This is a genomic window from Paenibacillus sp. FSL F4-0125 (genome assembly GCF_038008565.1).
Classification (GTDB): domain Bacteria; phylum Bacillota; class Bacilli; order Paenibacillales; family Paenibacillaceae; genus Paenibacillus_AQ.
Window position 1 is genome coordinate 5,119,743 of the sequence record NZ_JBBOZJ010000001.1, and the last position, 24,769, is coordinate 5,144,511.

Genomic DNA, 24,769 nt, shown 5'->3' on the forward strand with positions numbered 1-24,769 from the left:
TAAAGCGCTAACGCACAATTCGCAGCCAATAATTCCTACTAAGCATACAGGGGAAACTTCAATCATTCAAATACTCTTTTGAATAACTTTATAACAAAAATGACACAAGTATAAACGCCTTCAACATCCCTATAAGGACGGCAGGCGTTTAGGCATGAACTATCTCCCATTCCCAAAAGAAAAGGGCTTATCCTCCTGTCGGAAAAGAAGCCGTCAGCAAACAAGAAATGGCTCTAAAATTAAGCACATAACTCTATTTATATAACACAATCTTGCAGAGTAAGAATACTGCGTAGTTGTCCCTAGTTTCGTCATCCACAACATACGCCTCTCCATTCTCAAAAATATGCGGGTTATTGTAATTTCGCTCTAATCTATAGATCTGGCCTTCCGTCACCTTACAACCATGGAATGCCGATGCAATTTCTACGTATTCAGCATCCTCTTCATCAGCTGCTTGATACAACTTTTTATCATGATAAGCAGGCATATACTCACTCCCGGTCCGATAATAAACCATTCCAATTTGTTGACGTCAGTCAAACATCATAACTCTCCTACTTTATAGTTTATTGCCTTTGTCCTCATTCTATACTTTATGAAAAACATATATTGCAAGAAATTGTGATTAGCAAAAAATAAGCATAAAAAAAGCTGTATAACTGACATCCGTCAGCATACAGCTTTCAATAATCGATCCATTTGAATTTATGAGACAAACAAAGTTAAATTCCTTTTACTTCTTTAAACTTCGCCACATACTGAGCCGCAAGATCAGTAATCTGATCATATCGGCCATCCTTCGCTGGTGCAGTCAAATTGCCCCCTATGCCTACAGCTATACAGCCATTGGCAATCCACTTCTCCATATTATTCAGATCCACGCCACCTGTTGGCATAATGTTCACATGCGGCATAGGACCTTTAACCGCTTTCACATAATCCGGACCAAAAGCACTGCCAGGGAATAGTTTAAGCACATCCACACCAAACTTCAACGCTTCCTTCATTTCATTTAATGTCATGCAGCCAGGCATGTATGGAATACCATAAAGGTTACACATCTTAGCTGTCTCTGCTTCAAAAGAGGGACTAACCACAAATTCCGAGCCTGCAAGAATGGCTATTCTGGCCGTTAATGGATCAAGTACAGTACCTGCTCCAATCACTGCGCGATCTCCGTATTCTGCAACCAATCGTTTAATCGCCACATCCGCATCCGGAGTCGTGAAGGTGACTTCAATATTATTCAAACCGCCTTCGATACAGGCAACGGACATTTTAAAAGCTTCCTCAGCACTATCAGCACGAATAACAGCCACAACTCCAACGGACGCCACATTCTGCAATACTTTCATTTTCTTCATCAGTAGACTCCCTTTCTCTTGGTACGATCGTAGATGAATATGAAATACTAATTTAGATAAACTTTTTTATTAAATTTACTAATCATTGCGACATAATCTATAAGGAGATAGTAATAATAATACGGATAACAGTCAATATATTTTTATATAGATGATGATATATTTTTATTGAAAACACCAATAAACCCTTATTTAACAAGGACTTAAACCTAATTATTTTACTTTTATTAAAAATATGTTTTTGATCAATATCCATTCTTTTATTGTACAAAACCGATTTATGTGATAATTTCAAGTTACATATCATTATACTGGGATAAATTTATTACCCTAGGAGGAACTCAAATGAGTAAACAGCTGGATGCCGTCACTTTCGGGGAGCCGATGGCGATGTTTTATGCGAATGAAACAGGCCCCCTGCATGAAGTCTTTTCATTCTCCAAAGCGTTGGCAGGTGCTGAGAGCAATGTAGCTACGGGCTTATCACGCTTAAATCATCCTACAGGTTATGTTACGAAGCTTGGTGAAGATAACTTTGGTCATTTTATTGCTCAAGCTATGAAGAAAGAGAACATTGATACCGACAACATTACTTTTACTAAAGAAAATTCTACGGGTATGTTAATCAAATCAAAGGTCGTTACCGGCGATCCTAAAGTCGAATACTTCCGCAAAAATTCCGCGGCCTCCAAGCTTAGTCTGGTTGATTTTGACGAGACATACTTTAATGCTGCAGGACATTTACACGTAACAAGCATCTCCGCCGCCTTATCCAGGAGCTGCCATGAATTCGCTGTTCACGCTATGGAATTTATGAAAAGACAAGGCAAGACTGTCTCCCTAGATCCAAACCTGCGCCCTAGCTTATGGCCGGATACGGAAACGATGGTAAACACGATCAATGATCTGGCTACACGCTGTGATTGGTTCCTTCCGGGACTCGGAGAAGGCAAGATTCTTACAGGTCTAAGCACGCCCGAAGAGATTGCAGACTATTATCTGGCGCGTGGGGTCAGCTTAGTCGTCATTAAGCTCGGACCTGAAGGCGCTTTCTATAAATCCGCTGAAGGAGAAGGCTACGTAGATGGATTTAAGGTAGAAGAGGTCGTTGATACCGTAGGTGCAGGTGATGGATTTGCAGTAGGCGTTATCAGTGCAATGCTGGAAAAGCTTCCGATTGCCGAGGCCGTCAAACGTGGCAATGCGATCGGCGCGTTAGCCGTCATGTCGCCTGGCGATATGGATGGGCTTCCGACTCGTGAAGAGCTTGCGAAGTTTATGCAGCAGGAGGTTTAAGCACATGATTTGAGTCAGCGTTCGCAACATAATCTCAGTAAACTTCTGTAATTCTCATAAATAGCTGAATGCAACCAAATCTACACAACATAGCTGTACTCTATACAACTATATCGAGTCAAAATCGTTTCTTCTCGGCTTTAATTGCACTTTATACATTTAACAACCAGATGAACATCTCAGTCAGCGATTTCCCGCAGAAATAACTGCACAAAATACAATTAAACTCTCAATCCAGGAAGCACAAACTAAAATAGCTGCAGAAAGTACAATTAACCACAAGAAGAAACAACAACGTTGCAGCCTAATAGTCTAGCAGCTTGGGAGTTTTATTATTAAAAAATGCCGTCTCACAGTTGATCTGTGGAACGGCATTTTTGGGTGCTTCTATAGCTTGTGCTCAGTTATATAACTTCACAGATTGCCCTTGTTGTAAGGACGGCGGGAATCGATAGGTGATTGGAACGGAAGCGCCCTTGTCCTCAATACAAGAGAGTATAATCTTAGCGGCTTGCATGCCCATTTCGTATGCAGGCTGACGAATCGTTGTAATGACCGGATTATAAATTTGCGCGAACTCCGCATCATCTATCCCGATGACAGACAATTGTTCCGGAATAGTGATGGCATTTCGATTTGCATATTTCAAAATCTCTGCTAACGTGATATCGTTCGTAGCCAATAACGCTGTCGGAGGGTCCGTCAATGCTAAAAGGCGCTTCAGTCCTGTAGCTAATTCTTCTTTTGGCACACTACAGATATACTCCTCACGCAGAGGTATACCGGCTTCTTCCATCGCTTTTTTATAACCACTGATCCGCTCTTTACGAGGGGTAATGGCATGTTCACCTAAGGGAAGGGAGACTAGAGCAATTCGCTCATGCCCTTGCTGCGTCAGCTGTCCCACACCTATCTTGGCCGCCATTTCATTGTCGAGCAACAAACTCTGCGTGGTGATTCCGTCTACCAGACGATCCATAAACACTAACGGAAAATCCGCCTCGATCAGTCGGCTGTATGCAGATGGATTGTTCCCCGTTGGAAAAATAATCAACCCGTCCACCTGGCGGGCGATTAAAGTTTCTACGTACTTGCTTTCTTTTTCCGCATTCTCATCGGCATTGCATATGATTACTTGGATCCCGTGTTGCTGCAGCTCATTTTCAATCGCCCGAATACACTGGATAGACAGCGAATAATCGATATTAGCAACAATGATTCCGACCATATGCGTCCGATTCTGCTTCAGACTGCGTGCAAGTCCATTCGGTTGATAATTGAGCTCCTCGATCACAGCCTCGATCCGATTCTTCGTCGCTTCACTCATATATTTAAAACGTTTATTCAAAAATTGAGAGACCGTACTCTTCGACACTCCCGCTTTTTGAGCCACATCATCAATCGTCAACTTCTTCATCTCTTCGGCTCCACTCTTCTCAAAAGAAAATACTTTATCAAAAAGTATAGCTTTTATTTAGTGAATTATCTACTAGGGAGTCTGACTCATAAATTCCTGATACAGCTTATTTCGTTGCTCTTCTGATAAAAAGGCCCAATCTTCATCTATCCATCCTAGCCCACCTTTCACAATAATATCCGCTTTGCGTAGTACCCCATCCACTTCATAATCCACGGTTAATGTTTCTCCCTTTATCTCTTTAAACCCTTTGGTTGTTGCAGTTGATCGAATGCTTAAGGTCTCTAGATCATAAAGTACTGTTTTGTCTTGGTATGTCTTATCTACCGGGTATTCTAGGTAACTTATTACGAGATATTCATTCTCCTTATCCACAGCGAATAAATACTTGTAGCTTAACAGTGTTTCATCAAAGTTCGTAAGCTCCATCGGTACCACAGTTTCCCCTGCCGCTGCTTTTTTAACATTTAGCGTAGAAATTCTACCATTCTCCGGTTTGTCTGAACCTAAAGTTCGCGTGGAGGAACTCAGCAGGATATAATCTCCCGCTCCATAGAATCCATTCATATATTGATAAGTACTTGCACTTCCAGCATAAAGAGGAAATGTATAAATCCTAGTAGCCGAAGAAGCCGATAGCTCCGTCTGGTCCTTCGAGCTCAGGTAAAGGGTGAACGGTTCTGTAGGATGTGTATACTTTGGCTTCTTGTAGTCAACCATCGGGGGTGGCGGCGACCAAAGGATTCCCGCTGTGGTCTCAACGGCATATGCTTTAGTCTTATCTCTGCTCATTGGCAAAGGCATGTAGTATTTCTTACCGCTAATCTCAAACTCTGCTGGACTTGTCGGAGGCTCTAGCGCTTTGTCATTAGTAGCAGGAGTAGAAGAAGGCAGTATCCCTGCAGCTTGTGACTGCACCGATGAAGATTGGACTGGACCATGACTCTTCCATGCGCCTATAGGCAAGTTAAGTGCACCTATCAACAAAATCATAGCCACACTGGTCAGTAGTACACTTTTGTTAATCCGATAACGTCCATGGCTTTTATTTTTTAGCACAGCAGCCTGCTCAATCCGCATCATCAGCTCAGGTGTAAAGCCATCCTCAATAAAAGGTCTTTTGCCTGCTTGCGCATACCAATCATTCTGTCCGATCATCACTGAGTTACTATTATCAGCTTTGCCTTTCATTCTCTCTCCTCCTTCTGGATGGCTCGCTTAACCTTCTCCCTCGCTCGCGCGAGCCGAGATTTCACAGTCCCTTGTGGTACATTCAGTAAATCGGACATTTCACCGATCGATAGCCCCTGCTGAATATCCAGTACAAGCACCTCTCTGTTCTTATCTGGTAGGGTCATAATAATTTCCCAGATTCGGTTCGCATACTGTTTGCCGAGTGCTTCTCTTTCTGCAGACGGAGCATTTACAGTAACAGGTTGATCTCCAAATGGTATAAATCTGCGCCAAAAGCTATTTTTGCTCCAACTGAAGGCTGTATTTCTAGTAATCGTGAGTAGCCAAGTTTTCATCGACGATTGTCCCCGGTACTTTCCCACATTTTTATATGCCTTCAAAAACACTTCTTGGCTAATATCATTCGCTTGCTCACGGCTTCTAGTTAAGAAAAAAGCATAATTCCACACATCCGATCCATACTCCTCCATCATTTCCCGCAAGGTCATTTCGGACGCATACGCTTCTGCATATGGCATATCTTCGCTTAGCATGTTTCGTCTCACCCCTTGCCTAATATGACTTTTCAAACTTGAAAAAGTTCCCTATAAAATAAATAATTAGGTTTTACATTACTTAACAATATAATCTGTATATCTGTCTATTAAAAAACACCACTGATGTGCGCGTGAACGTCCATCGGTGGTGCTCGTGTGTCGGATTAGAAAGAATCTACATATTAGGCTTTATCCTCTGGAATCGGGATGTAATGCAGGGTGTAATGCACATTCGCATATATCTTATATCTTCAGATAAACTTACTTTCCATGTGGTTTAAAGTACTGGCATAATGACCAATCTATCTGCTATGTCTCGGATACATCCGTAAATAGCTTTCTATTGTATTTCGTGCAATAGAAGTAGATTTATCCACTGTAAAAAGAAATTCTGTTGCACTTCATACAACAGATGCTGCTAAATTTCAGAGAAATAGGCGTTTTTCCTCATTTTGAGTGTACGAAGTGCAATAGAATGAAGATTCAGCTACTTCGACGTGTGTTCTATTGCATAAAGTGCAATGAGAGGCGATTGGTTCGAATCATTCTATTGGAGTTCGTTCGATGAGAGAAGCTTTATGTGTTCTCTTGTAGCATGTTCGATGAGAGGTGACTAGTATGTTGTTTTGCACTTGTGCAATAAGAGGAACTTGGGGCGTTCTGTTGCAGTTTGTGCAATCTTGTGCAACGTATTGAGTTTATGAGTTTTATGTGTGCTATTAGTTATGTAACGGGAGGAGCTAGGCACCCCCACCTCCCCTTCAATACTCTCTCAATCCAATACTTCAATCCTTCTTCCATCCCACTTTCCTTCCTATTTCCCTATTTCCCTATTTACCTACTCCCCAATCTTCTCCTCTTACTTTCACACCCTTTACCTACTCCCCAATATTCTCCTTTACTTTCACACCTTCCCCTACTTTTCCTATCTCTACCTACCTTCCCTATATCCTATCTCTACTTATCTTTACTTATCTATTCCCACCCCTTCCTCCCCCAACTTATATCGCACAGCAATCCCCTCCGCCTGCACCCGCATCTGTATCTCCCCCTGCTGATCCGTCCGGAATATAGCTGCATGATGATCTTCCAACCGCTCCAATACCTCAGCTTTCGGGTGACCATACAAATTATTAACACCCGCAGAAATTACCGCTGCTTCAGGATTCCAGAACTCCAGCCAAGCTTCACCGGTGGATGTTTTACTCCCGTGATGAGCTACCTTTAGCACATCAATGACAGGTCCGGTGCTGATGCCCTTTTGCCGGGCTAGCTCTACAATCTCCTCCTCAGCTTCCAGATCCATATCACCCGTGAAGAGAAAGTTTCTTCCATTCATCTCTAAGCGAAAAGCCACTGAATCGTGATTCTGCTCTTCCAGTAGTGGGACTTCATTCAACGGCGGAGTATGCGACACCTCTCCACTCCTTCCCTCCGGCCATAAAAAAGACAGCTCTGTCGCATCATCCGGAGAAAGGGTCATTCCTTGATGCACAGCATACAGCTGAACCTTCCGCTCCAGCGCAGTCCTCATCAATTCCATATAAGACTCGCGATCCGTAATCGTCCCATTAAAAAGCAATGCCGAGACCGGAATCTCTTCCACAACAGCTTGGAGTCCTCCGGCATGATCCTGATCTCCATGTGTCAAAATAATCGCATCTAAACGGTGGATGCCGCGTTTTTTAAGCAAGGGCACCAGTACTTTGGCTCCTACCTCGAACGGACTTCGGCGAACGCGCCACTCTTCTTTTTGACCAAAGTTTAAAGTTCCTCCACCGTCCACTAAAATATGGGCTCCGCTCGGTGTAGTTATCAGTATACTGTCGCCTTGTCCGATATCCAGATAACTAATCGTACCTTTCCCTGCCTGACTCTCCGACTGATAACCTTTGTACAGCAAGATCCCCAGTCCAAGTACCGACACCAGAACAATCACTCCGCTCCAATGTACGAGCAAAGGCGCTGCAATATTAAGATACTGCGAATTCCCCATTCCCCCGTGTCCACTACGACCACCATAACCACTGCGCCCAGGGCTGTTCAAACCAACCTCCGCTAATGGTCTCGTCTCGTCCTCCATATACTGCGGTGCAGCACGAGCTTCCTTTCTTAGCTTGGCAACATACAACAGACTATACAACAAAACATAGTACACCCCGATCCACAGCAATGATGGCGAGTCCCAAATCAGAACTCCACCAGCGAATCCATTGATCCACTCCACAGCGTAAAAAGTAGCGTTATTAAATAGCTCAGTTATATGTGCCAACATCCCCGCAGCATCTTCCCACAGCCGTCCAAGCAATAGCGCAAGCGTCCCTAGTGGCAAAACTACGAAAGTAATAAAAGGCACAAAGACCAAATTGGCGGCAAAGGACAACAGCGAAAACTGATTAAAGTAATAAATCGTGAGCGGAAACGAGACCAGCTGGGCTACAAGAGTCACAGAGACGGCACCTTTAAGCCAGCGTGGCAGTGCACTCAGAAGAGGATTCATAAGCGGAACGTAGACCATCAAGCCTAAGGTTACTAGAAAAGACAGCTGGAAGCTTACACTGAGCAGCATATAAGGATTCCAGATCAACATGACTAATGCCGATGCCGCCAAAATATTCAGACCATCCTTCAGCATCCCAACCCGTGCAGCAAGCAAGGCAATCATACTCATCAACCCCGCTCGCACAATGGACGGACCCGCACCTGACAAGAGGACATAAACTGGAACGAGTATAAAAGTGAGCGTTAACGCGGTCTCTTTGGTCAGACGTAAGCGCCTGAACAGAAATAAAAGAACACCTACATACACAGCCACATGCATACCTGAAATGGCGAGAATATGTGTCAACCCGAGCTGAGAAAACTGCTTAAAGGTATCCGGATCGAGATCATCCTGCATACCAATGATTAAACCCTTCATATACCCAGAGTGACGCTGCCCAAAAAGTTGATCCAGTTCTGTCCCAAGGACCGTCCGCGCACTATCATTTAAGCGAAAAATCGTTAACGGACTCCATGAATCCGGAACCTTTGCCCTCACATTTTCCACTCCCTGACCCTTCAAAAGCCAGTGAATCTTCTTCGTATGTAAATAGGTACGATAATCGAAGCCTCCAAAATTACGCGCTTCTGCCGGCTCTTCCAGCACACCATTAAGCAGCACTTCATCCCCTCTCCGCCATTCCGCAGCGACAGTAATTTCTTGCTCGGTCAGAAGTTTGATCTGCACTGCGATTAACTCCCCCTGTACTCTTTTCTCCTGTTCATCCGCAGGATCAGATGCTTTCTCTTCATCCTCTGCAAGTAGATCCATATGTGAGAGCTTCATCGTAAAATCAACCCGATCCCCGTCCCGTTCCACGACAGAAACGATCGTACCTCCAGCTTCCACAGGACTCCCACTCAGCTCTGCAGTCGACCTATCCAGTAATCCAGGAATTCCGCTAATATTGCGAGCTTCGTTCCACTCCCAATATCCAGCAGCTAAAGAAATGGATAAACACAATACGGCTATGTATTTCCAGCTCATTGTTTCCCACATCATCAGGCTCACCAGTAAAAATATTAATCCAGCCCACGAGAGCAGCAGTCCGCTCCCTGAGCATAAGCAAGCCGCTGCGCTTCCAGCCACCCAGCATACTGTGAAGCTTAACAAGGGTCTTTTCTTCATGCCCTTCCTCCCCTTTCTCAAGCAAAAAAAAAAAAAAAAAAGAACCTCTGCATACGCCATAAAAGCGCACGAGAGGTTCTTCCTCAAGTCATCTTATTGAATTAATGTTGGACATTACAGCTACTCCGACACTTTGATCATCGTTTCACTAGGCGGTTCATAATTCTCCAATTGGCGGAACACGATACCCTTGGCAGCCATCATCGCTTCAACCTTTTCCATATCCTTACGATAAGGACGATAATACACGATTTCCACTATACCACTGTTCGCCAGCATATTAGCGCATGTCCAGCAAGGCTCATCTGTCACATAGACGGTACTGCCTTCCCGATCGATCCGGTCTGTAAATAGCAAAAGATTCTGTTCCGCATGAATCGTGCGAATACAGCGCTGTTTCTTCACCATAGTCTCTACGCCATCCACGATCTCCATCTCATATTGTTCCGAGAGCATACAGCCTGCCTCCGAGCAATCTGGTACGCCCATTGGCGCCCCGTTATAAGCGGTACCAAGCAGCTTTTTTCCTTGTACCAGCACAGCACCTACATGTCTACGATTGCAGCGTGAACGAGTTGAAACCATGCAAGCAATGTCCATGAAATAAGTATCCCAGTCTTTACGATAGGTAGCAGTCATAATCAATCTCCATATCCTTCTAAATAGTTGTTAACTATTGTAACACATCCCCGCAAGTTTTCACTAGGACAACGGTTTTAGTACATTCAACAGCAATTTCAATACCATTTTATCTTCAAAAAACTACTAACGGCTTTAACTTTTCCAGCATTTTGGGTCCGATGCCCTTGACCTTCCCCAAATCAGACAGATTACGAAAAGCCCCTTCACGGTTGCGGTAATCGATCATAGCCTGAGCCTTCTTCTCTCCGATGCCCGGGAGATCCATCAGCTCCCTAGCTCCTGCAGTGTTCACATTTACTTTACCTTCCTGAGAAGCAACTGGCGCGGGTACTTCCAGCGCTCCCGCTGACGCAGCTGCGTTACCCCCTGCTGGTGTTTGGCCTTCTCCCCCTGCTGGTGTTTGGCCCCCAGACTCCATCCCATCCCCCGCGGCATTCTGCCCAGCAGTTGTCGTCCCCTTTTCTTCTACTGGAGTTGAGGCAGCGTGATCTGCTTGTTCACCATCCTTAACCTTCTCAGCGACATCAGACCTATCACTAGCTTCAGCCTTCCCGGCATTTTTCTTTTGATCCTTCGTCTCTTGACTTCCCTCTTTGCCCACTATCGCCGAAGCTTCATCAGGGTCAGCGATTCCAATCGTTTGTTCCATACTCGCATTCAAAGTTTCCCATCCGGCAATGCCGGAATTCCCCTTACTCCCACCAACCCATAGCAATCCACTGCCCAAAAGAGCTACAGCCACTCCGAGCACTATTCTTCCTTTGTTCAAAATGCGCTCCTCCTCACGGAAAATCGTCCTATACTTTTTTCTGAATCTTCATACATTCCTTTAATTGGAATTCCCTTTAATAATTCATACAAAACCTGTCATTTGTCCAAGGCTATCTTGCATACATATAACGAAGAGAATTCATGTCAGTTAGTTAAAAAGCAACGCTAGAAAGGAGGAACCACAGGTGAAAGTAGGATTTATCGGAACAGGCAGCATGGGCAGCCTGCTGATCGACGCCTTTCTTTCTTCCGGAGCGCTAGAGCCGTGTGATGTGCTTGCCAGCAACCGCAGCCTGAACAAGCTGCTGGAGCTTGAGAAGCGTCACCCCGGCATTTCCATTTGCGGAAGCAATAGGGAGACAGCGTTAGGAAGTGATATCGTTTTTTTATGCGTAAAGCCACTTGAATTTAAAACATTAACAGATGAGATCGGCTCATGTCTCCTGAGTGAGCAAATCGTCGTATCCATTACAAGTCCAGTTCAATTGCATCATCTGGAATCCGCTTTGCCGTCCAAAATTGCCAAGATCATCCCAAGCATTACGCACTGCGTCAAGAGCGGGACTTCATTGTGCATATTTGGCAGCAGGCTTAATAAAGAAGACAGGCTTGTACTGCTACAGCTGTTGTCTTTCATAGGTGTTCCCTTGGAAATCCAAGAAGCACATACCCGAATCGCTTCTGATTTCTCCAGCTGTGGGCCTGCGTTCTTAAGCTATTTCATTGAGCGCTGGATAGAAGCAGCCGTTGAGGCCACCGGAATTGAAGAGACATTAATCAGCCGACTTGCTGGTGAGATGCTCCTTGGAACAGGAAAATTACTGACAGAAGGAGGGTTCACCCCGCAAGAGCTTCAAGACCGGGTTGCTGTTCGCGGTGGCATTACCGCTGAAGCACTAAACCACTTGCGTACCAGTCTAGAAGGTGTATTTGAACGCCTCATCACGACTACACATGATAAATATGATGAGGATGTCATTAAGCTTGATGAACTATTCGGACATGACACTATTAATAGAGGCCCTAAAGAGCGTTAGAACAACAAAGCCCGCAGCACGGATTTCTCCGATGCTGCGGGCAGAATTGCGTTCTTCGCTTAACCCACTACAATATTTACAAGCTTGCCAGGAACCGCAATTATTTTGCGTACGGTTTTACCTTCTACAGCAGCACTCACATTCGGGAGTGACAGTGCATGAGCTTGCATTTCTTCCTGACCCATATCCAGCGGAATCAGTGCGCGTTGTACGATTTTACCATTCACCTGAATAACGATTTCAACCTCAGCATCGACTGTCCATGCTTCATCATAAGTTGGCCAAGTTACGTAGCTGATACTTCCTTCATGTCCAAGCAGTTGCCACAGTTCTTCAGCAATATGTGGCGCCAGTGGCGACAACATTTGTACAAAGTGTTCCGCAGCTTCATGGGACAAGGTTTCTTGCTTGTAGGCATCGTTAATGAAAATCATCAACTGGCTAATCGCCGTATTGAAACGCAGATGCTCGAAATCCTCCGTCACTTTCTTAATCGTTTTGTGCCAAGTACGTTTGAACTCATCCGTACCGCCATCTGCTGTGATTTTGGAATTGAGCTTCCCTTCCTCATTCACGAACAGGCGCCATACACGGGATAAGAACCGGTGAACCCCTTCCACACCTTTTTCATTCCAAGGCTTGGTTGCTTCCAGAGGGCCCATAAACATTTCATAGACACGCAGTGTATCTGCACCGAAAGCTTCAACAATCTCATCAGGGTTGATGACATTTCCGCGTGATTTACTCATTTTTTCATTGTTATTTCCAAGAATCATGCCTTGGTTAACCAGCTTATGGAAAGGCTCTTTCGTTTCCACTACGCCGATATCATAAAGCACCTTGTGCCAGAAACGTGCATAGAGCAAGTGAAGTACGGCATGCTCCGCTCCGCCAATGTACAGATCCACCGGAAGCCATGCTTTTTGCTTCTCAGGGGAGCACAGCTCTTGATCGTTTTTCGGATCAATATAACGCAGGTAGTACCAGCAGCTACCCGCCCATTGCGGCATGGTGTTGGTCTCACGGCGAGCCTTCATACCAGTCTCAGGATCGATCGTTTCCACCCACTCTGTTACATTCGCAAGTGGAGACTCCCCAGTACCCGATGGTTTGATCGCATCTACATCCGGCAGTACCAGCGGCAGCTGATCAACTGGAACAGTCTTCATTGTACCGCCTTCCAAATGCAGAATTGGAATCGGCTCACCCCAGTAGCGTTGACGACTGAACAGCCAATCACGCAGACGGTAGGTTACTTTACCTTTACCTACGCCCTTCTCTTCCAGCCAAGCAATCATCTTCGCAATCGCTTCTTCATTCTTAAGCCCATTCAAGAAATCAGAATTGACATGCGGTCCGTCTCCGGAATACGCCTCTTCTTCAATATTACCGCCTTGCACGACTTCCACGATATTCAGACCAAATTGTTTAGCAAACTCCCAGTCACGTGTATCATGACCTGGAACCGCCATGATTGCTCCTGTTCCGTATCCGGCAAGTACATAATCTGCAATCCAGATCGGTGCCTTAGCGCCATTCACAGGATTGATTGCATACGCACCCGTGAATACACCGCTCTTCTCTTTGGCCAAATCTGTACGCTCAAGGTCGCTCTTATGGGAAGCTTTCACACGATATTCTGCAACCGCTGCACGTTGTGCTTCTGTTGTAATGGCATCCACCAGTTCATGCTCTGGTGCCAAAACGCAGTAGCTTGCTCCGAACAATGTATCTGGACGTGTTGTAAACACGGTCAGGCTAGCATCGTGACCTTCAATTTCAAAGTTTACTTCTGCGCCTGTAGATTTACCGATCCAGTTGCGTTGCATATCCTTGATGCTTTCAGACCAATCCAGCTCTTCCAGATCTTCCAGCAGACGCTCAGCGTATTCAGTAATTCTTAGAATCCACTGACGCATCGGTTTGCGGACAACCGGATGTCCTCCGCGCTCACTTTTCCCATCAATAACTTCTTCGTTGGCAAGTACTGTCCCCAGTGCTTCACACCAGTTAACAGGTACTTCTGCTACATAAGCCAAGCCTTTGTTGTACAACTGGATGAAAATCCACTGCGTCCATTTGTAATAATCTGGATCTGTAGTGCTGATCTCGCGATCCCAATCGTAGGAGAACCCCAGCGATTTGATCTGACGACGGAAATTATCGATGTTCTTATCCGTAAAGTCACGCGGATGCTGACCCGTATCCATCGCATACTGCTCTGCCGGAAGTCCAAAAGCATCCCAGCCCATAGGGTGCAGCACGTTATAACCACGCATCCGCTTATAACGGGATACGATATCCGTTGCTGTGTAGCCTTCTGGATGACCTACGTGCAGCCCTGCACCTGAAGGGTACGGGAACATATCCAGTGCATAGAAATTCGGTTTGGTTGGATCTTCACCTGTCTTGAAACTTTTGTTCTCATCCCAGAACTTTTGCCACTTGGGCTCAATAGCCTGCGCCCGGTAACCGCCGGCAGGTACACTGTTTGTTTGATTGTCGCTCATTGTCTGCTCCTCCTTGGAGTATTACTATAAATTTCTTAACCAAGCATACTCGCCATCGACATCCTTATAAGGACGGTAAGCGTTTATGCGAGAAATATAAGACATGAAGTATTTCGTGAAACCTATACCCTCTTATATTTACAAAAAAACCTCCCATCCCTAGCGTATTATCGCTAGGGACGAGAGGTTATAATTCCCGTGGTACCACCCTAGTTAGCGGCTGAATATACTTTATTCTGCCACTCACTTTGCACCCTTTAGCGGGGGTGAGGCGACGGCGGTTCACCTAGGACTTCCGTTAAGTTTAACGAATATCCTGAAACTTGCGCCGTTACTCCGAGGTGAGTTCACTCCGTTCCGTTAACCGGCTCGCACCTTAGTGCCGGCTCTCTGCAATAACGGTATAGAATTAATACTCCTCATCATCGATCAACTATATGTACTGATTGTTCATCAGTAATATTCCCCAACATTATATACAAAACAGTTGACTATAGTCAATGTTTTAACCCTTTAAACAGGCTTTCGTTTGATTAAATACGTCATAAAGTGTTGAATAACGACTTTTCCAGCCGCGAAGAACGGTACAGCAAGGATAAGTCCGATCATTCCCGCCAATTCACCGCCAACCAGAAGCGCAAAAATAATGAGCAACGGATGCAAGTGCAGCTTCTTCCCCACCACCTGAGGTGAAATAATGTTACTCTCCACAATTTGGCACACTGTGTTAACCACTGCAACCAACAGCACCAAACGAAAAGAAACGGTCGAAGCCATCACAATGGCTGGCGCAGCCCCCAAAAAGGGACCCATATACGGAACAATATTAAACACTGCCACCACACTGGCGAACAGTAAGGCGTATGGCATTCCGATGATGGCATAACCAATATAGGCAAGCACACCTATAATAATGCAGACCAGAAACTGTCCACGAATGTAGTTGCCGAGCGCATCATCGATATCTTTTAACAAGGTTACAATAGACTTACGACGTGCGCGAGGCAGACAAGAGACCACCGTCCGTTCAAACACGTCAAAATCCTTCAGAATATAGAACACTAGAAACGGTACGATAAAAGCGTTGAACAACACATTAATCGTTGTCCCTATATTATCGAGAAAATTAGAAATTCCTTCTGCGAGACGACTCTCCAGTTGAAAAAACCAGTTGTTCATCCCCATCTCGACCCCAGGCGGGATTAATCTAGAATTCATATGTCGCATTAGCCCTTGGGCTTGCAGTGTCATCTCTGGCAAATGTTCATTTAACTCTTCAAGCTGCTCGATAAACATCGGGATAAGGTTAATTGCAATTACCGCAATCGCCGTTAGGAACACTGCATATATAAGTAGAACAGCCACACTACGCGGCATCTTCCGTCCGGCCAGCATACTAACGACGGGATTCAGCACGTAGGAAATAATCATAGCTGCCAGAAATGGAGCGAGGATTGCCTTCAAAAACACAAATATCCCCTGCAGCATTGGACGAAGTAACCAAACAAAATACAAAATGATCAGGGAGAGCAGCACTCCGATCATCCAGCGGAACCACTTACTTTGGGACCATTGCTCCATGAGTGTACCCTCCTGCGGCTATAGCCTGGACTAGCTTCGTAAATAAGTATATGTATGGCCGCAGCAAAATAACCATCGAGCACACAAAATAACCCCACAAAGTGAGGTCCTTGTCCCAAAAAAAGCGCCAATAACCCTGCAGCTGATTTCAGCTGAAAGGAAATTGACGCTTAAGTACATAGATCATTCTCGCTTACAAAGCAAGATTCATCGTTATGACGACGCATGAATTTGTGGGAAATCCTGAGTCATATCATCCCCGGAGAACAGATCGTCCAGCGAGCTAAGTGTACCGTCTTCTTCAACCTGATACACCGACATTTTCTCACCGTTTACCGTTAATTCAATGAAACAGCCCCAGCAATAGAACTGGTGGGAACCAATTTTTCCGATATCTTTAGAGTTACAGTTTGGACACTTCATATAATACATTCCACCTATCCGTTAACAATATTAATGGCTTTTTGTAGCCGTTCTTCGCTCATCGCAGGAACCATTAAAGCATTCTCACCAATGGACATCTCATCAGAACAAGGCAGCCATTTGCGGCCTTCGATCAAATCAGTCACAAGCCCGTCACTGATTTCCAGCGCTCCTATTGTGTTTCCCAACTTTTGGTCAAAATAAACATCCGATATTCGTCCAAGTATAGTTCCCGTTGTAGTCAGTACTTTTAAATCCTTAAGTTTGTTCTTTCCAAGTAGAAATGTACAAGGTATATGATCGGCATCTGTCTTATCAATCGACTCTTTACTACGAATCATGACAGCATCCTCGCCGTAGGCCACAATATCTTTCCATGCCACAAATTTCACATGGCCGCCAAAAAAAGATTTGCTTTCCAGTTCAATACCCGTAATATTCCAGTTTGAATCGAGCAGAATATCGACAATCTTGCCGATTTCATTACCCTCTTCAACTTCATATACAGCCAAGCCGATCAGATCTTGAAATCTCATGGCTGCCTCGTTCCCCTCACTTTGAGTGTACTTACGAGTTCTCAGAAAGCCAAAAGCCCGAATCGCCCCGATACAGATCGAAACCTAAAAGTAACTAGTCTCATTTACGTAGGCGTTTCAAAATGGTTTCAACTTTTTGAGCAACGTACTCGATTTCTTCAGTAGTATTACCCAAACCGATACTAAATCGAATCGCGGACTCTAAAATATTTTGGGGAAGTCCCATTGCTTTCAGAACATGAGATATTTCCAGTGATCCTGACGTGCAAGCCGAACCGCTCGCTGCTGCAATCCCCTCCATATCCAGGTTCATCAGCATAACATCTGTCCCAGCCCCTGGGAAGCTCAAGTTCAGTATACTAGGTAAAAAATGCTCAGAATTACCGTTAAGCGAGTAACTCTCCCGTCCAATCAGAGTATCCAGTGTCTCAAGTAGTGTATTGCGCAGGCGCTTCATATTTTGTTGACGTTCTGAGAGACCCGTAACCGCTATTTCAACGGCTTTGGCGAATCCAGCGGCTCCTGCTAGATTCTCTGTTCCGGCGCGTCTGCCACGCTCCTGAAGGCCTCCATGAAGTCTAGGATGTAGTGGTGCTCCGCTTCGAACGTAAAGACCCCCTATCCCTTGAGGCCCATTGATTTTGTGAGCTGTAAAGCTCATGTAATCTACGGGAAGTTCTCGGAGTTTAATTGGCAGTGCACCTAGAGCTTGTACAGCATCAACATGGAACAGAATGCCTCGTTCTCTAGCGAGCTGACCAATCTCTTGAATCGGTTGAACGGTGCCTACTTCATTATTGGCATACATTACGCTGATCAGCACCGTGTCTTCCTGCAATGCTGCCTCTATGTCTGCGACGGATACCCTGCCCGACGAATCCACAGGAAGATAAGTTACTTTGAAACCTTCCTTCTCTAGCTCTTCGCAGGTATGTAACACTGCATGATGTTCGATCTGGGTGGTGATAATATGTTTTCCTTTATGGGAAACTGCCGCTACTGCTCCATAGAGTGCTAAATTGTCACTCTCTGTGCCGCCTCCAGTGAACACCCACTCTTCAGATGAACAGCCCAAAAAGGCGGCGATCGAATCGCGCGCCCCATTCAATATTCTTTTAGCTGAACGTCCGAACTGATGTACACTAGACGCATTTCCGTATTGTTCTGTCATTATATTCAACATGACCTTAGCCACCTCGGGATGAACCGGGGTTGATGCGGCGTGGTCCAAATAGATGGATTTCATAATCATTTCTCCGCTTCTAGAGTATAGGAAACTAGTTATTCTAAAATATAAGTAGGTATAAGTTTCACGTTATACATTATCCTTATACTTCTCGCTTAAACGCTAACCGTCCTAAGAAGGACGCCGAAGGCGTTTATACTTGGAACTATTAAATTATACCGCGCGAGAAGTGAGTTTTCCACAAGCGAAAGAACACAATATTGTAATCATTTCCCTATGAAAGCTAGGATTATAATAACCAGTTCTCTTCAGAGGTTACCTCAATGCCATTTTTTCTAAGTAAAGCTGTAGTAACGCAATTTCCTGCAATTTTCTTCCCCTTGAATTCCCCGTTATAAATCATGGCGCTGCCGCAAGAAGGACTGTTTTCTTTGAGCACTACCATCGTAGCTGAGAGCTCTTGAGCTTTTGCAAGCGTAATATAAGCACCCTTTAAATACATATCTGTAACATCTGTTCCTGAACGATCCACTACTTTAGCCGTCCCTGCCAGCACATCCTCGCCATTTCCACCAATGATTTCGGCTGGCTCCCTAGGCGTAGAGAATCCTCCAAGTAACTCCGGACACACCGCAATGGCTTTATCCTCATTCACAAGCTTCTGGATCATCTCGTCCAAACAATCCGTTCCATTATATCTTACCTTCATACCAGCTAGACAAGAGCTTACCAGAATCACCAATGAGCACCTCTTTCTTCATTCATTCCGCATCGTTTATAATTAAGAAATATTTCGAGCATAACATGCCGAATTTGAGCTGTAAACTGAGCGAACTTCTAATCTACTGAAAGGGGAGTGTAAATCATGTGCGGACGTTACACAATAACCGTTACCATGGAAGAACTGATGGTCAGATATTTTGCAAATGATTCAACCATTGTCCACTATGCCCCTAAATATAACGCTGCACCCATGCAGCAAATTCCGGCAGTCATTAATACAGGCTCCAGCAATAAGTTAGGGGAGCTACGCTGGGGTCTGGTTCCTTCATGGGCCAAAGATGACAAAATCGGCAGTAAAATGATTAATGCCCGGGCAGAATCGCTGCTGGAAAAACCTTCTTTCAAGCGCTTAGTAAGCTCACGTCGCTGCATCATCCCGTCTGACGGCTTCTACGAATGGAAGGTGCAAGGCAGCAGTAAACAACCCATGCGGATCGTGATGCGTGATGGGGGTATTTTCTCCATGGCCGGATTGTATGATATTTGGATGGACCCGGAAGGGAATAGACTAAGTACCTGTACCATTATAACGACTACACCGAACGATCTAATGGCTGAAATCCACAACCGCATGCCGGTTATTTTGAAGCCTGAGGATGAGACAGAATGGCTGGATCGGGGCAAACAGGACACAACCTCTCTAATAAAGCTCCTGAAGCCTTATGATCAAAACCAAATGAGAGCCTACCCAGTTTCCACAGCTGTGGGAAATGTTCGGAATGATACAGAAGAATTAATTAAAGAGGCCTAGAAAGGAGGTGGGCTTATCTATAAAGCACACTTAAAAAAGTGGATCGTAGCGATATTAGTGTTTCTGAGTTTATTCAAAATTTTTTTTTTTATATTAAAGGATGTCATCTTCTATTATGTCACTCTACCTGACCCTTATAACAATATTATTCAGATGATAGGGATGGCTCTGACCCTCTTATTAGCACTGGTTCTGACCTCACTTTTAATCCATGAAAAAACGTCTTAACTCTGCGGGTGAACCGCAAAGTTAAGACCATCGACGCTCGATCTTTGACCGGCGTCTCATCAATTGATGAGACATCTTTAGAAATCTATCGGCGTACAGCTCGGAGGAAAGGTTTTTTCGGATATGCCATTCTCCATTCATCCTAATGCTGGCCCGAAGCGCTGGATCATGCATTAAGGATAGCGCCGCATTCACAGCTTCATCCAGTTGCCCTCTCGTATATATTTTTCCAGTGTGATTATTAATAACAAGTCTCCGAATGCCATCCGAATCCGTAGTAAGGACAGGACAACGACACAACATTGCCTCAGCCACCGCATACCCAAATCCCTCGAGAATAGAGGTGGAACAGAGCAGACCTCCCGAATCACCAATAATGCTCATATAATCTGCCATTAGCTCATGAGGGACATTGGAATGCGAGATCAAACGTGAAGAAATACCGGTTTCCGCTACAAATTGTTCAAAGCTCTCTTTTTGCTCCGGATCAAACAACGTATCGTCCTGAAAAATCCATAAATAAAGCTCGGGATGGATCGCCAGCAGCCTCTGTCCAATTTGAAGAAATTCTCTCCAGTTCTTGTTCGTTTGAATTCGTCCCACCCAGCCGAGGATGGGAAAGCTTTTCGCGGGATAATTGGTATATCCAAATTCTCCGCAATCGATCGGATTATCAAAGCAATACTGCGGAATAGAGGGAAATCCACTTTTGAAAATCGTCTGCAAATGGGAGGTCTCTGGATAGAGCAGTGCATCGGTTAGCTTGTGAATCCGTTCATTAAAATTACTAATAACCTGCTCCGCTTCATCTAAAGTTCCTAACCCTTGCACCTCAAAAACAAGCGGTCCCTTGTAACCAAACCCTCTAAACCTCTCTGCTAAGTAAATATCCGTACACACTACAATCAAATCAAAAGCTTCCCGAGTGAGCAATTCCCTGATCTCGTCATCACTATTCGTAATATAGGTTTGAATGTTCGGGATATTTTGCTGTCCTTTTCCAGGGTGCGTGTACAGCAAATGGCACTCTACACCACGATCACGCAACGCTTGGCAGCGCACTCGATTCAGGGTTTGCATACCTCCACTCGGGTTGTAAAAGGTGAACAAAATCTTCATTACGATCACTCATTCGCATATTATTTTTAGGAAAAATAGATCTTCAACAAATCATACAAATCTGTGCTTCGAAACAGCTCGTTATAGTAGTGAGTTTTGGTCGATGGGACATGTCTGTGCCGAAATCCAATCAAGCTGTGATCATCCGTATAATAATTAGAGATCGCGTCCCCACCGGTAGTAATCAAAGCCTCTAGCATGTATTCAATATCGAGTGCTCCTATGAAAATTTTGGGACCTAAAACTATCGTGTAGGGAGTGGACATATGCTCCAGTGCTCCACAAATCGCGTGCGACTCCACAACTTCTGGCATCCAAACGAACTCGGTTGCAGGATGAGGAATTGAACCCAGAAGAACAGAGGGTTGACGCGTAGGCGATAAATCCAGCACCCGACACTCATAATTGCTGTACGTCTGTTCATACAGATTCTCTATCCTCGCTATTTCCTCCGCACCAGCATTTACCACAGGAAATAATACGGTAATCATAGGAGGAATCCCTCTGCGGAAACGCGCCTGATGGCGAGTTAAATGATACGTATATCTCCATCTGCGATGATTTTCAATGGAATGTAACTGTGCGGATACACTAAAGGTTGAATCCACACGATAATTTACAAGCTCCACGGGTATAAAGCGAATATCACAATGTTCAGCCAGTCTCAGCCAGTAATCATAATCCTCCACAGGCTCCATTCCGTACCCTCCAACAAGCTTTGCAACCTGCGATTTGTACATGAAAGAAACGCCAATTAGCGAATAATCCAGCAATCTCTCTTTGGGCTGTGACTGATAATTTCGCTGAGTAGCCAGTTGGTGTTCGTTATGAAGTTGGTTTCCCTCGTTATCTATACTTTGAAAAGAACTGTACACGATCCCTAGCGCCTGCGGCCCCTTCACTAGTGCACCTCGAAGGATCTCGAGGAAGCGGGGTTCATAAACATTATCGCTGGAGACCCAGCTCAAATACTGAATATTGGGTTCGTTAAACAAAAGATCAAAGCCCGTATTCAGCGCATGTGCGATCCCCCTATTCGGTACATAAGAGATAATAGCTACCCTCGGATCCTCCGCTATGATGGACTGCACAAGCGGTTCCATTTCCGGCGCTCCATCAATCACAATGATCAGTCGGAATTCGGTGAAGGTTTGGCGCAGAACAGACTCCAGAGCTTGCCGGAGAAATTCCGGCTTTTGGGTATACAAAGGCATAACTACCCCTACATCCACCATGATTATTACCTCTCTCTACATTGGAGTATAAGATTAGTATATTTAAATTCCACATTAGTGCCTGTGTGAATGCCTTTATGAAATTTATTACGCCTAAAAAAGAAGCAACCACCCTGTTTGTATCGGTGATTGCTTCTTGATTTCCCCCAAAAAAACTTGTTATACAGGTATAGAAAGTGCCGAAATCTCCGTTAATTCAGATTGAAGCACTCTCTGATCGGTAACAAGATTTCCAAACTCGTCCAATCCGTACGTGGAACATACTACATTTGCTAATGGAAAAGAGGTACTTATCTGAACCTCGTAAGCGACATTCCCAGCAATGAAGAACTCTCGGATATCAGAACTCATCGCTGGAACATAATAACCTGTGACATAAAGCGGAGTAAGTGCAAGCGTTGAATATGGAACGCCGAAGATTTCGACGATCACCATTGCGTTTGCATTACTAGTATTACGAACACTAACAGCTACATTACTCGCTGCTGTTCCAGTTGCTCTTGTATTCGTAATAAGACCAGTGGTATAAGGCATTTCCATCACTCCTTCCCTCGTTTTCTATCAATATACTCAGGAGTAATTTGGAAGTTGTGAGACAGGAGGTCGGGGAGATTCATGGAATAATCGCCAAATAGACATGCACACAGTTCTTTTTATTCATTTATCATAAAAAAGATTTTCCCCTTCAATACTACCTCTCATATTTTCAATTTCCGCAATTTTTCTGATTCCCTTGTCCGAACACAATGAACCTCAAATCATATATATATAGCAAACTAATAAAAGAGGTGAAGCTCATGGCAACAACAACAGGCATCATTACGAACACAGGAACTACCCCAGCATCTAACGTGATCATCAACATCGACAATGACAACCTTAGTTTTTCTTCTAACGTGGTCTATCACATTTACGTATGGAATACTCTTGTTAGTAAGGCTTTAGTCTACTCCAGCTCATTGAATATTAATGCTAACACCAGCCAGTTTCTCGGTTTTAATATCGCAGGCAATTCAGCATATGAAGTACAATTTCTCGTAACTGGAAACGCACCGGCAGACACGATTATTACAGTATTCGGAACGGATTCGTCAGGAAACGTCATCCCTCATCAAAGAGTGCTGCAATCCGAACTTACTTTCATAGCTCAGCTGAACCCGTAAGTACCGAAAACTCTATGACGAAAGGAGCTTTGCATGGTTAATATTCAACTTTCGCCGAGCACAAGCACTCAATTCGAGCCCACCATCGCGGTAAATTGGCTTAATCCTTCGGTTATGGTCGCCGTAGCTGTAGATCTTCGAACAGGCCCTCCCAATATAGGTTTGTACAAATCTATTGACGCAGGTGCCACTTGGACAACAACGTTATTACCGTTACCAACAGGGTTTGCAGGCATCGAAGCACCACATATTGATTATATTTTTCCAACCACGTTCGTAGTATTGGCTCATGCCTTCGATTCTGACGGTCTCAGCGGGTCGATCGTTTCCTATACATCTGTCGACAACGCATCTTCATTCGGACCGCCAGTCATCGTAAATCAAGGGTTTGGACAGTTTGTGAATGATGACCAGGTGGTCGTTGTCACCGACAAGGCTGGATCAAGTCCTTTTTTTGGCAATGTATATACTGGTTATACGCATGACTACAACACGCAATTCATACCAGGAAATACGATATTCTTCAATCGTTCCCTAGATAGCGGTAATACTTATTCTAGTCCCAGCCTGCTGTCTTCGGTCGAGGAATTTGAAGAATTCCCCGGTATAGCCATTACATTAAATGGGATTGTTGTTGTGGGATGGATCAATCAGCCTCCCGGTAATACCGATCTTAAAATTACCACATCCCCAGACGGCGGGGTCACTTTCTCCCCTGAAACCATGGTCGCCAGCGTTGTAGTCCCACCGGATCCATTGCCAGGGTATACATTTAGATGTTTGACATTCCCTTCCCTCGCAGCAGATATTTCTAATGCACCGACGACGCGAGGGAATGTCTATGCTGTGTGGCAAGATTTTCGAAAAGGCTATTCCGATATATTTATTGCTACTTCCACTAATTTCGGTGTGGATTGGGGTGCACCCATATCCATTACGGGTAGTCCAGTAGGCTCCCAAAACTTTTTCCCAGCCATCACCGTGTCCCCAGCGGATGGTGCAATATTCGTTAACTATTACACGAATCGACTCAATCCTCTCAACCTTGATGTTTATCTAGCTACATCCAGAGATGGCGGTATGACGTTTATAAACACCCGTATAACGACAACTTCCTTTGACGTCACCGGCATTCCCCTAATTGGGGACTACATCGGCAATGCCATCGTCCCCCAAACAGGCCGTCTAGTGAGTGTATGGACGGACACGCGAACTGGTACAGAGAACATCTGGTTCGGTGATAATCAATAAGCTACGAATAAACCTGTGATGATTAATTAAAAGAGTATTAAATTAGTACATCCACCTACAATAAAGGATGCCC

22 protein-coding genes and 1 other annotated feature are annotated in these 24,769 nt (G+C 44.7%); of the genes, 5 read left to right on the top strand and 17 right to left on the bottom strand.

Translation table 11 applies throughout. The annotated features are described in order from the left end of the window. Window positions 1-253: 253 nt before the first annotated feature. Both NST74_RS22790 and NST74_RS22795 read right to left on the bottom strand, forming a co-directional pair. Window positions 254-490, bottom strand: a complete 237-nt coding sequence (locus NST74_RS22790; protein ID WP_139328458.1) for a hypothetical protein — start codon at window positions 488-490, stop codon at window positions 254-256. Window positions 491-725: 235 nt separating this feature from the next. Then, entirely contained in the window at window positions 726-1,367 is a 642-nt protein-coding gene (locus tag NST74_RS22795) for a bifunctional 2-keto-4-hydroxyglutarate aldolase/2-keto-3-deoxy-6-phosphogluconate aldolase (RefSeq protein ID WP_042130419.1), read from the bottom strand. 345 nt (window positions 1,368-1,712) lie between these two features. Here NST74_RS22795 and NST74_RS22800 point away from each other — a divergent pair, with 345 nt between their 5' ends. Continuing rightward, window positions 1,713-2,663, top strand: coding sequence for a sugar kinase (locus NST74_RS22800; RefSeq protein ID WP_341114553.1), 951 nt, complete (start codon window positions 1,713-1,715; stop codon window positions 2,661-2,663). A 400-nt stretch (window positions 2,664-3,063) separates the two neighbouring features. Here the strand turns inward: NST74_RS22800 and NST74_RS22805 are convergent, their stop codons facing one another. The 6 genes from NST74_RS22805 to NST74_RS22830 form a co-directional block, all read right to left on the bottom strand. Continuing rightward, window positions 3,064-4,080 carry a LacI family DNA-binding transcriptional regulator gene (locus NST74_RS22805; protein WP_341114555.1) on the bottom strand — a complete coding sequence of 339 codons (1,017 nt, stop codon included), beginning with the start codon at window positions 4,078-4,080 and terminating at the stop codon, window positions 3,064-3,066. 72 nt (window positions 4,081-4,152) lie between these two features. Further along, a complete protein-coding gene (locus tag NST74_RS22810; protein ID WP_341114556.1) occupies window positions 4,153-5,271 on the bottom strand; it encodes a hypothetical protein in 1,119 nt (372 codons plus the stop codon). Further along, complete coding sequence (locus tag NST74_RS22815) at window positions 5,268-5,807, bottom strand: RNA polymerase sigma factor (protein WP_341114558.1); 540 nt, start codon at window positions 5,805-5,807, stop codon at window positions 5,268-5,270. Before NST74_RS22815 ends, NST74_RS22810 begins: the two co-directional genes overlap by 4 nt. Before the next feature lie 970 nt (window positions 5,808-6,777). After that, on the bottom strand, window positions 6,778-9,480 hold the full coding sequence (locus NST74_RS22820; RefSeq protein ID WP_341114559.1) for a ComEC/Rec2 family competence protein: 2,703 nt from the start codon (window positions 9,478-9,480) through the stop codon (window positions 6,778-6,780). 120 nt (window positions 9,481-9,600) lie between these two features. Next, on the bottom strand, window positions 9,601-10,119 hold the full coding sequence (locus NST74_RS22825; RefSeq protein WP_339287744.1) for a deoxycytidylate deaminase: 519 nt from the start codon (window positions 10,117-10,119) through the stop codon (window positions 9,601-9,603). Window positions 10,120-10,234: 115 nt separating this feature from the next. Continuing rightward, window positions 10,235-10,891, bottom strand: a complete 657-nt coding sequence (locus NST74_RS22830; RefSeq protein ID WP_341114560.1) for a ComEA family DNA-binding protein — start codon at window positions 10,889-10,891, stop codon at window positions 10,235-10,237. Between the two features lie 187 nt (window positions 10,892-11,078). Between NST74_RS22830 and comER the strand changes: the two genes are divergently transcribed. Beyond that, the gene (gene comER, locus NST74_RS22835; RefSeq protein ID WP_341114561.1) at window positions 11,079-11,930 is read left to right on the top strand and encodes a late competence protein ComER; all 852 of its coding nucleotides are present in this window, start codon (window positions 11,079-11,081) and stop codon (window positions 11,928-11,930) included. 59 nt (window positions 11,931-11,989) lie between these two features. Here the strand turns inward: comER and leuS are convergent, their stop codons facing one another. From leuS to NST74_RS22865, 6 genes are all read right to left on the bottom strand, one after another. Continuing rightward, window positions 11,990-14,440, bottom strand: coding sequence for a leucine--tRNA ligase (leuS, locus tag NST74_RS22840; protein WP_341114563.1), 2,451 nt, complete (start codon window positions 14,438-14,440; stop codon window positions 11,990-11,992). A 172-nt stretch (window positions 14,441-14,612) separates the two neighbouring features. Further along, window positions 14,613-14,875 (bottom strand) — a binding site (T-box leader). Window positions 14,876-14,953: 78 nt separating this feature from the next. Next, window positions 14,954-16,021: an AI-2E family transporter gene (locus NST74_RS22845; RefSeq protein WP_042130433.1), complete on the bottom strand. Its 1,068-nt coding sequence runs from the start codon at window positions 16,019-16,021 to the stop codon at window positions 14,954-14,956. Window positions 16,022-16,234: 213 nt separating this feature from the next. Then, window positions 16,235-16,444, bottom strand: a complete 210-nt coding sequence (locus tag NST74_RS22850; RefSeq protein ID WP_036677557.1) for a hypothetical protein — start codon at window positions 16,442-16,444, stop codon at window positions 16,235-16,237. A 14-nt stretch (window positions 16,445-16,458) separates the two neighbouring features. Then, window positions 16,459-16,980, bottom strand: a complete 522-nt coding sequence (locus tag NST74_RS22855; RefSeq protein WP_341114566.1) for a PRC-barrel domain-containing protein — start codon at window positions 16,978-16,980, stop codon at window positions 16,459-16,461. 100 nt (window positions 16,981-17,080) lie between these two features. After that, window positions 17,081-18,226 carry a cysteine desulfurase family protein gene (locus NST74_RS22860; RefSeq protein WP_341114567.1) on the bottom strand — a complete coding sequence of 382 codons (1,146 nt, stop codon included), beginning with the start codon at window positions 18,224-18,226 and terminating at the stop codon, window positions 17,081-17,083. Between the two features lie 229 nt (window positions 18,227-18,455). Continuing rightward, the gene (locus NST74_RS22865) at window positions 18,456-18,905 is read right to left on the bottom strand and encodes a DUF523 domain-containing protein (protein ID WP_341115959.1); all 450 of its coding nucleotides are present in this window, start codon (window positions 18,903-18,905) and stop codon (window positions 18,456-18,458) included. A gap of 126 nt (window positions 18,906-19,031) precedes the next feature. Between NST74_RS22865 and NST74_RS22870 the strand changes: the two genes are divergently transcribed. Continuing rightward, window positions 19,032-19,700 carry an SOS response-associated peptidase gene (locus NST74_RS22870; RefSeq protein WP_341114569.1) on the top strand — a complete coding sequence of 223 codons (669 nt, stop codon included), beginning with the start codon at window positions 19,032-19,034 and terminating at the stop codon, window positions 19,698-19,700. Window positions 19,701-19,949: 249 nt separating this feature from the next. Here NST74_RS22870 and NST74_RS22875 read toward each other — a convergent pair whose 3' ends face one another. The 3 genes from NST74_RS22875 to NST74_RS22885 all read right to left on the bottom strand — a co-directional run bounded on the left by NST74_RS22875 (window position 19,950) and on the right by NST74_RS22885 (window position 22,816). Beyond that, window positions 19,950-21,047: a glycosyltransferase family 4 protein gene (locus tag NST74_RS22875; RefSeq protein ID WP_341114570.1), complete on the bottom strand. Its 1,098-nt coding sequence runs from the start codon at window positions 21,045-21,047 to the stop codon at window positions 19,950-19,952. Window positions 21,048-21,073: 26 nt separating this feature from the next. Next, window positions 21,074-22,282 carry a glycosyltransferase family 2 protein gene (locus tag NST74_RS22880; protein WP_341114572.1) on the bottom strand — a complete coding sequence of 403 codons (1,209 nt, stop codon included), beginning with the start codon at window positions 22,280-22,282 and terminating at the stop codon, window positions 21,074-21,076. Window positions 22,283-22,441: 159 nt separating this feature from the next. After that, complete coding sequence (locus tag NST74_RS22885; RefSeq protein WP_341114574.1) at window positions 22,442-22,816, bottom strand: hypothetical protein; 375 nt, start codon at window positions 22,814-22,816, stop codon at window positions 22,442-22,444. Window positions 22,817-23,079: 263 nt separating this feature from the next. Between NST74_RS22885 and NST74_RS22890 the strand changes: the two genes are divergently transcribed. Both NST74_RS22890 and NST74_RS22895 read left to right on the top strand, forming a co-directional pair. Continuing rightward, window positions 23,080-23,445, top strand: a complete 366-nt coding sequence (locus tag NST74_RS22890; protein WP_341114576.1) for a hypothetical protein — start codon at window positions 23,080-23,082, stop codon at window positions 23,443-23,445. Between the two features lie 33 nt (window positions 23,446-23,478). Further along, window positions 23,479-24,696, top strand: coding sequence for a sialidase family protein (locus NST74_RS22895; protein ID WP_341114579.1), 1,218 nt, complete (start codon window positions 23,479-23,481; stop codon window positions 24,694-24,696). Window positions 24,697-24,769 lie beyond the last annotated feature (73 nt).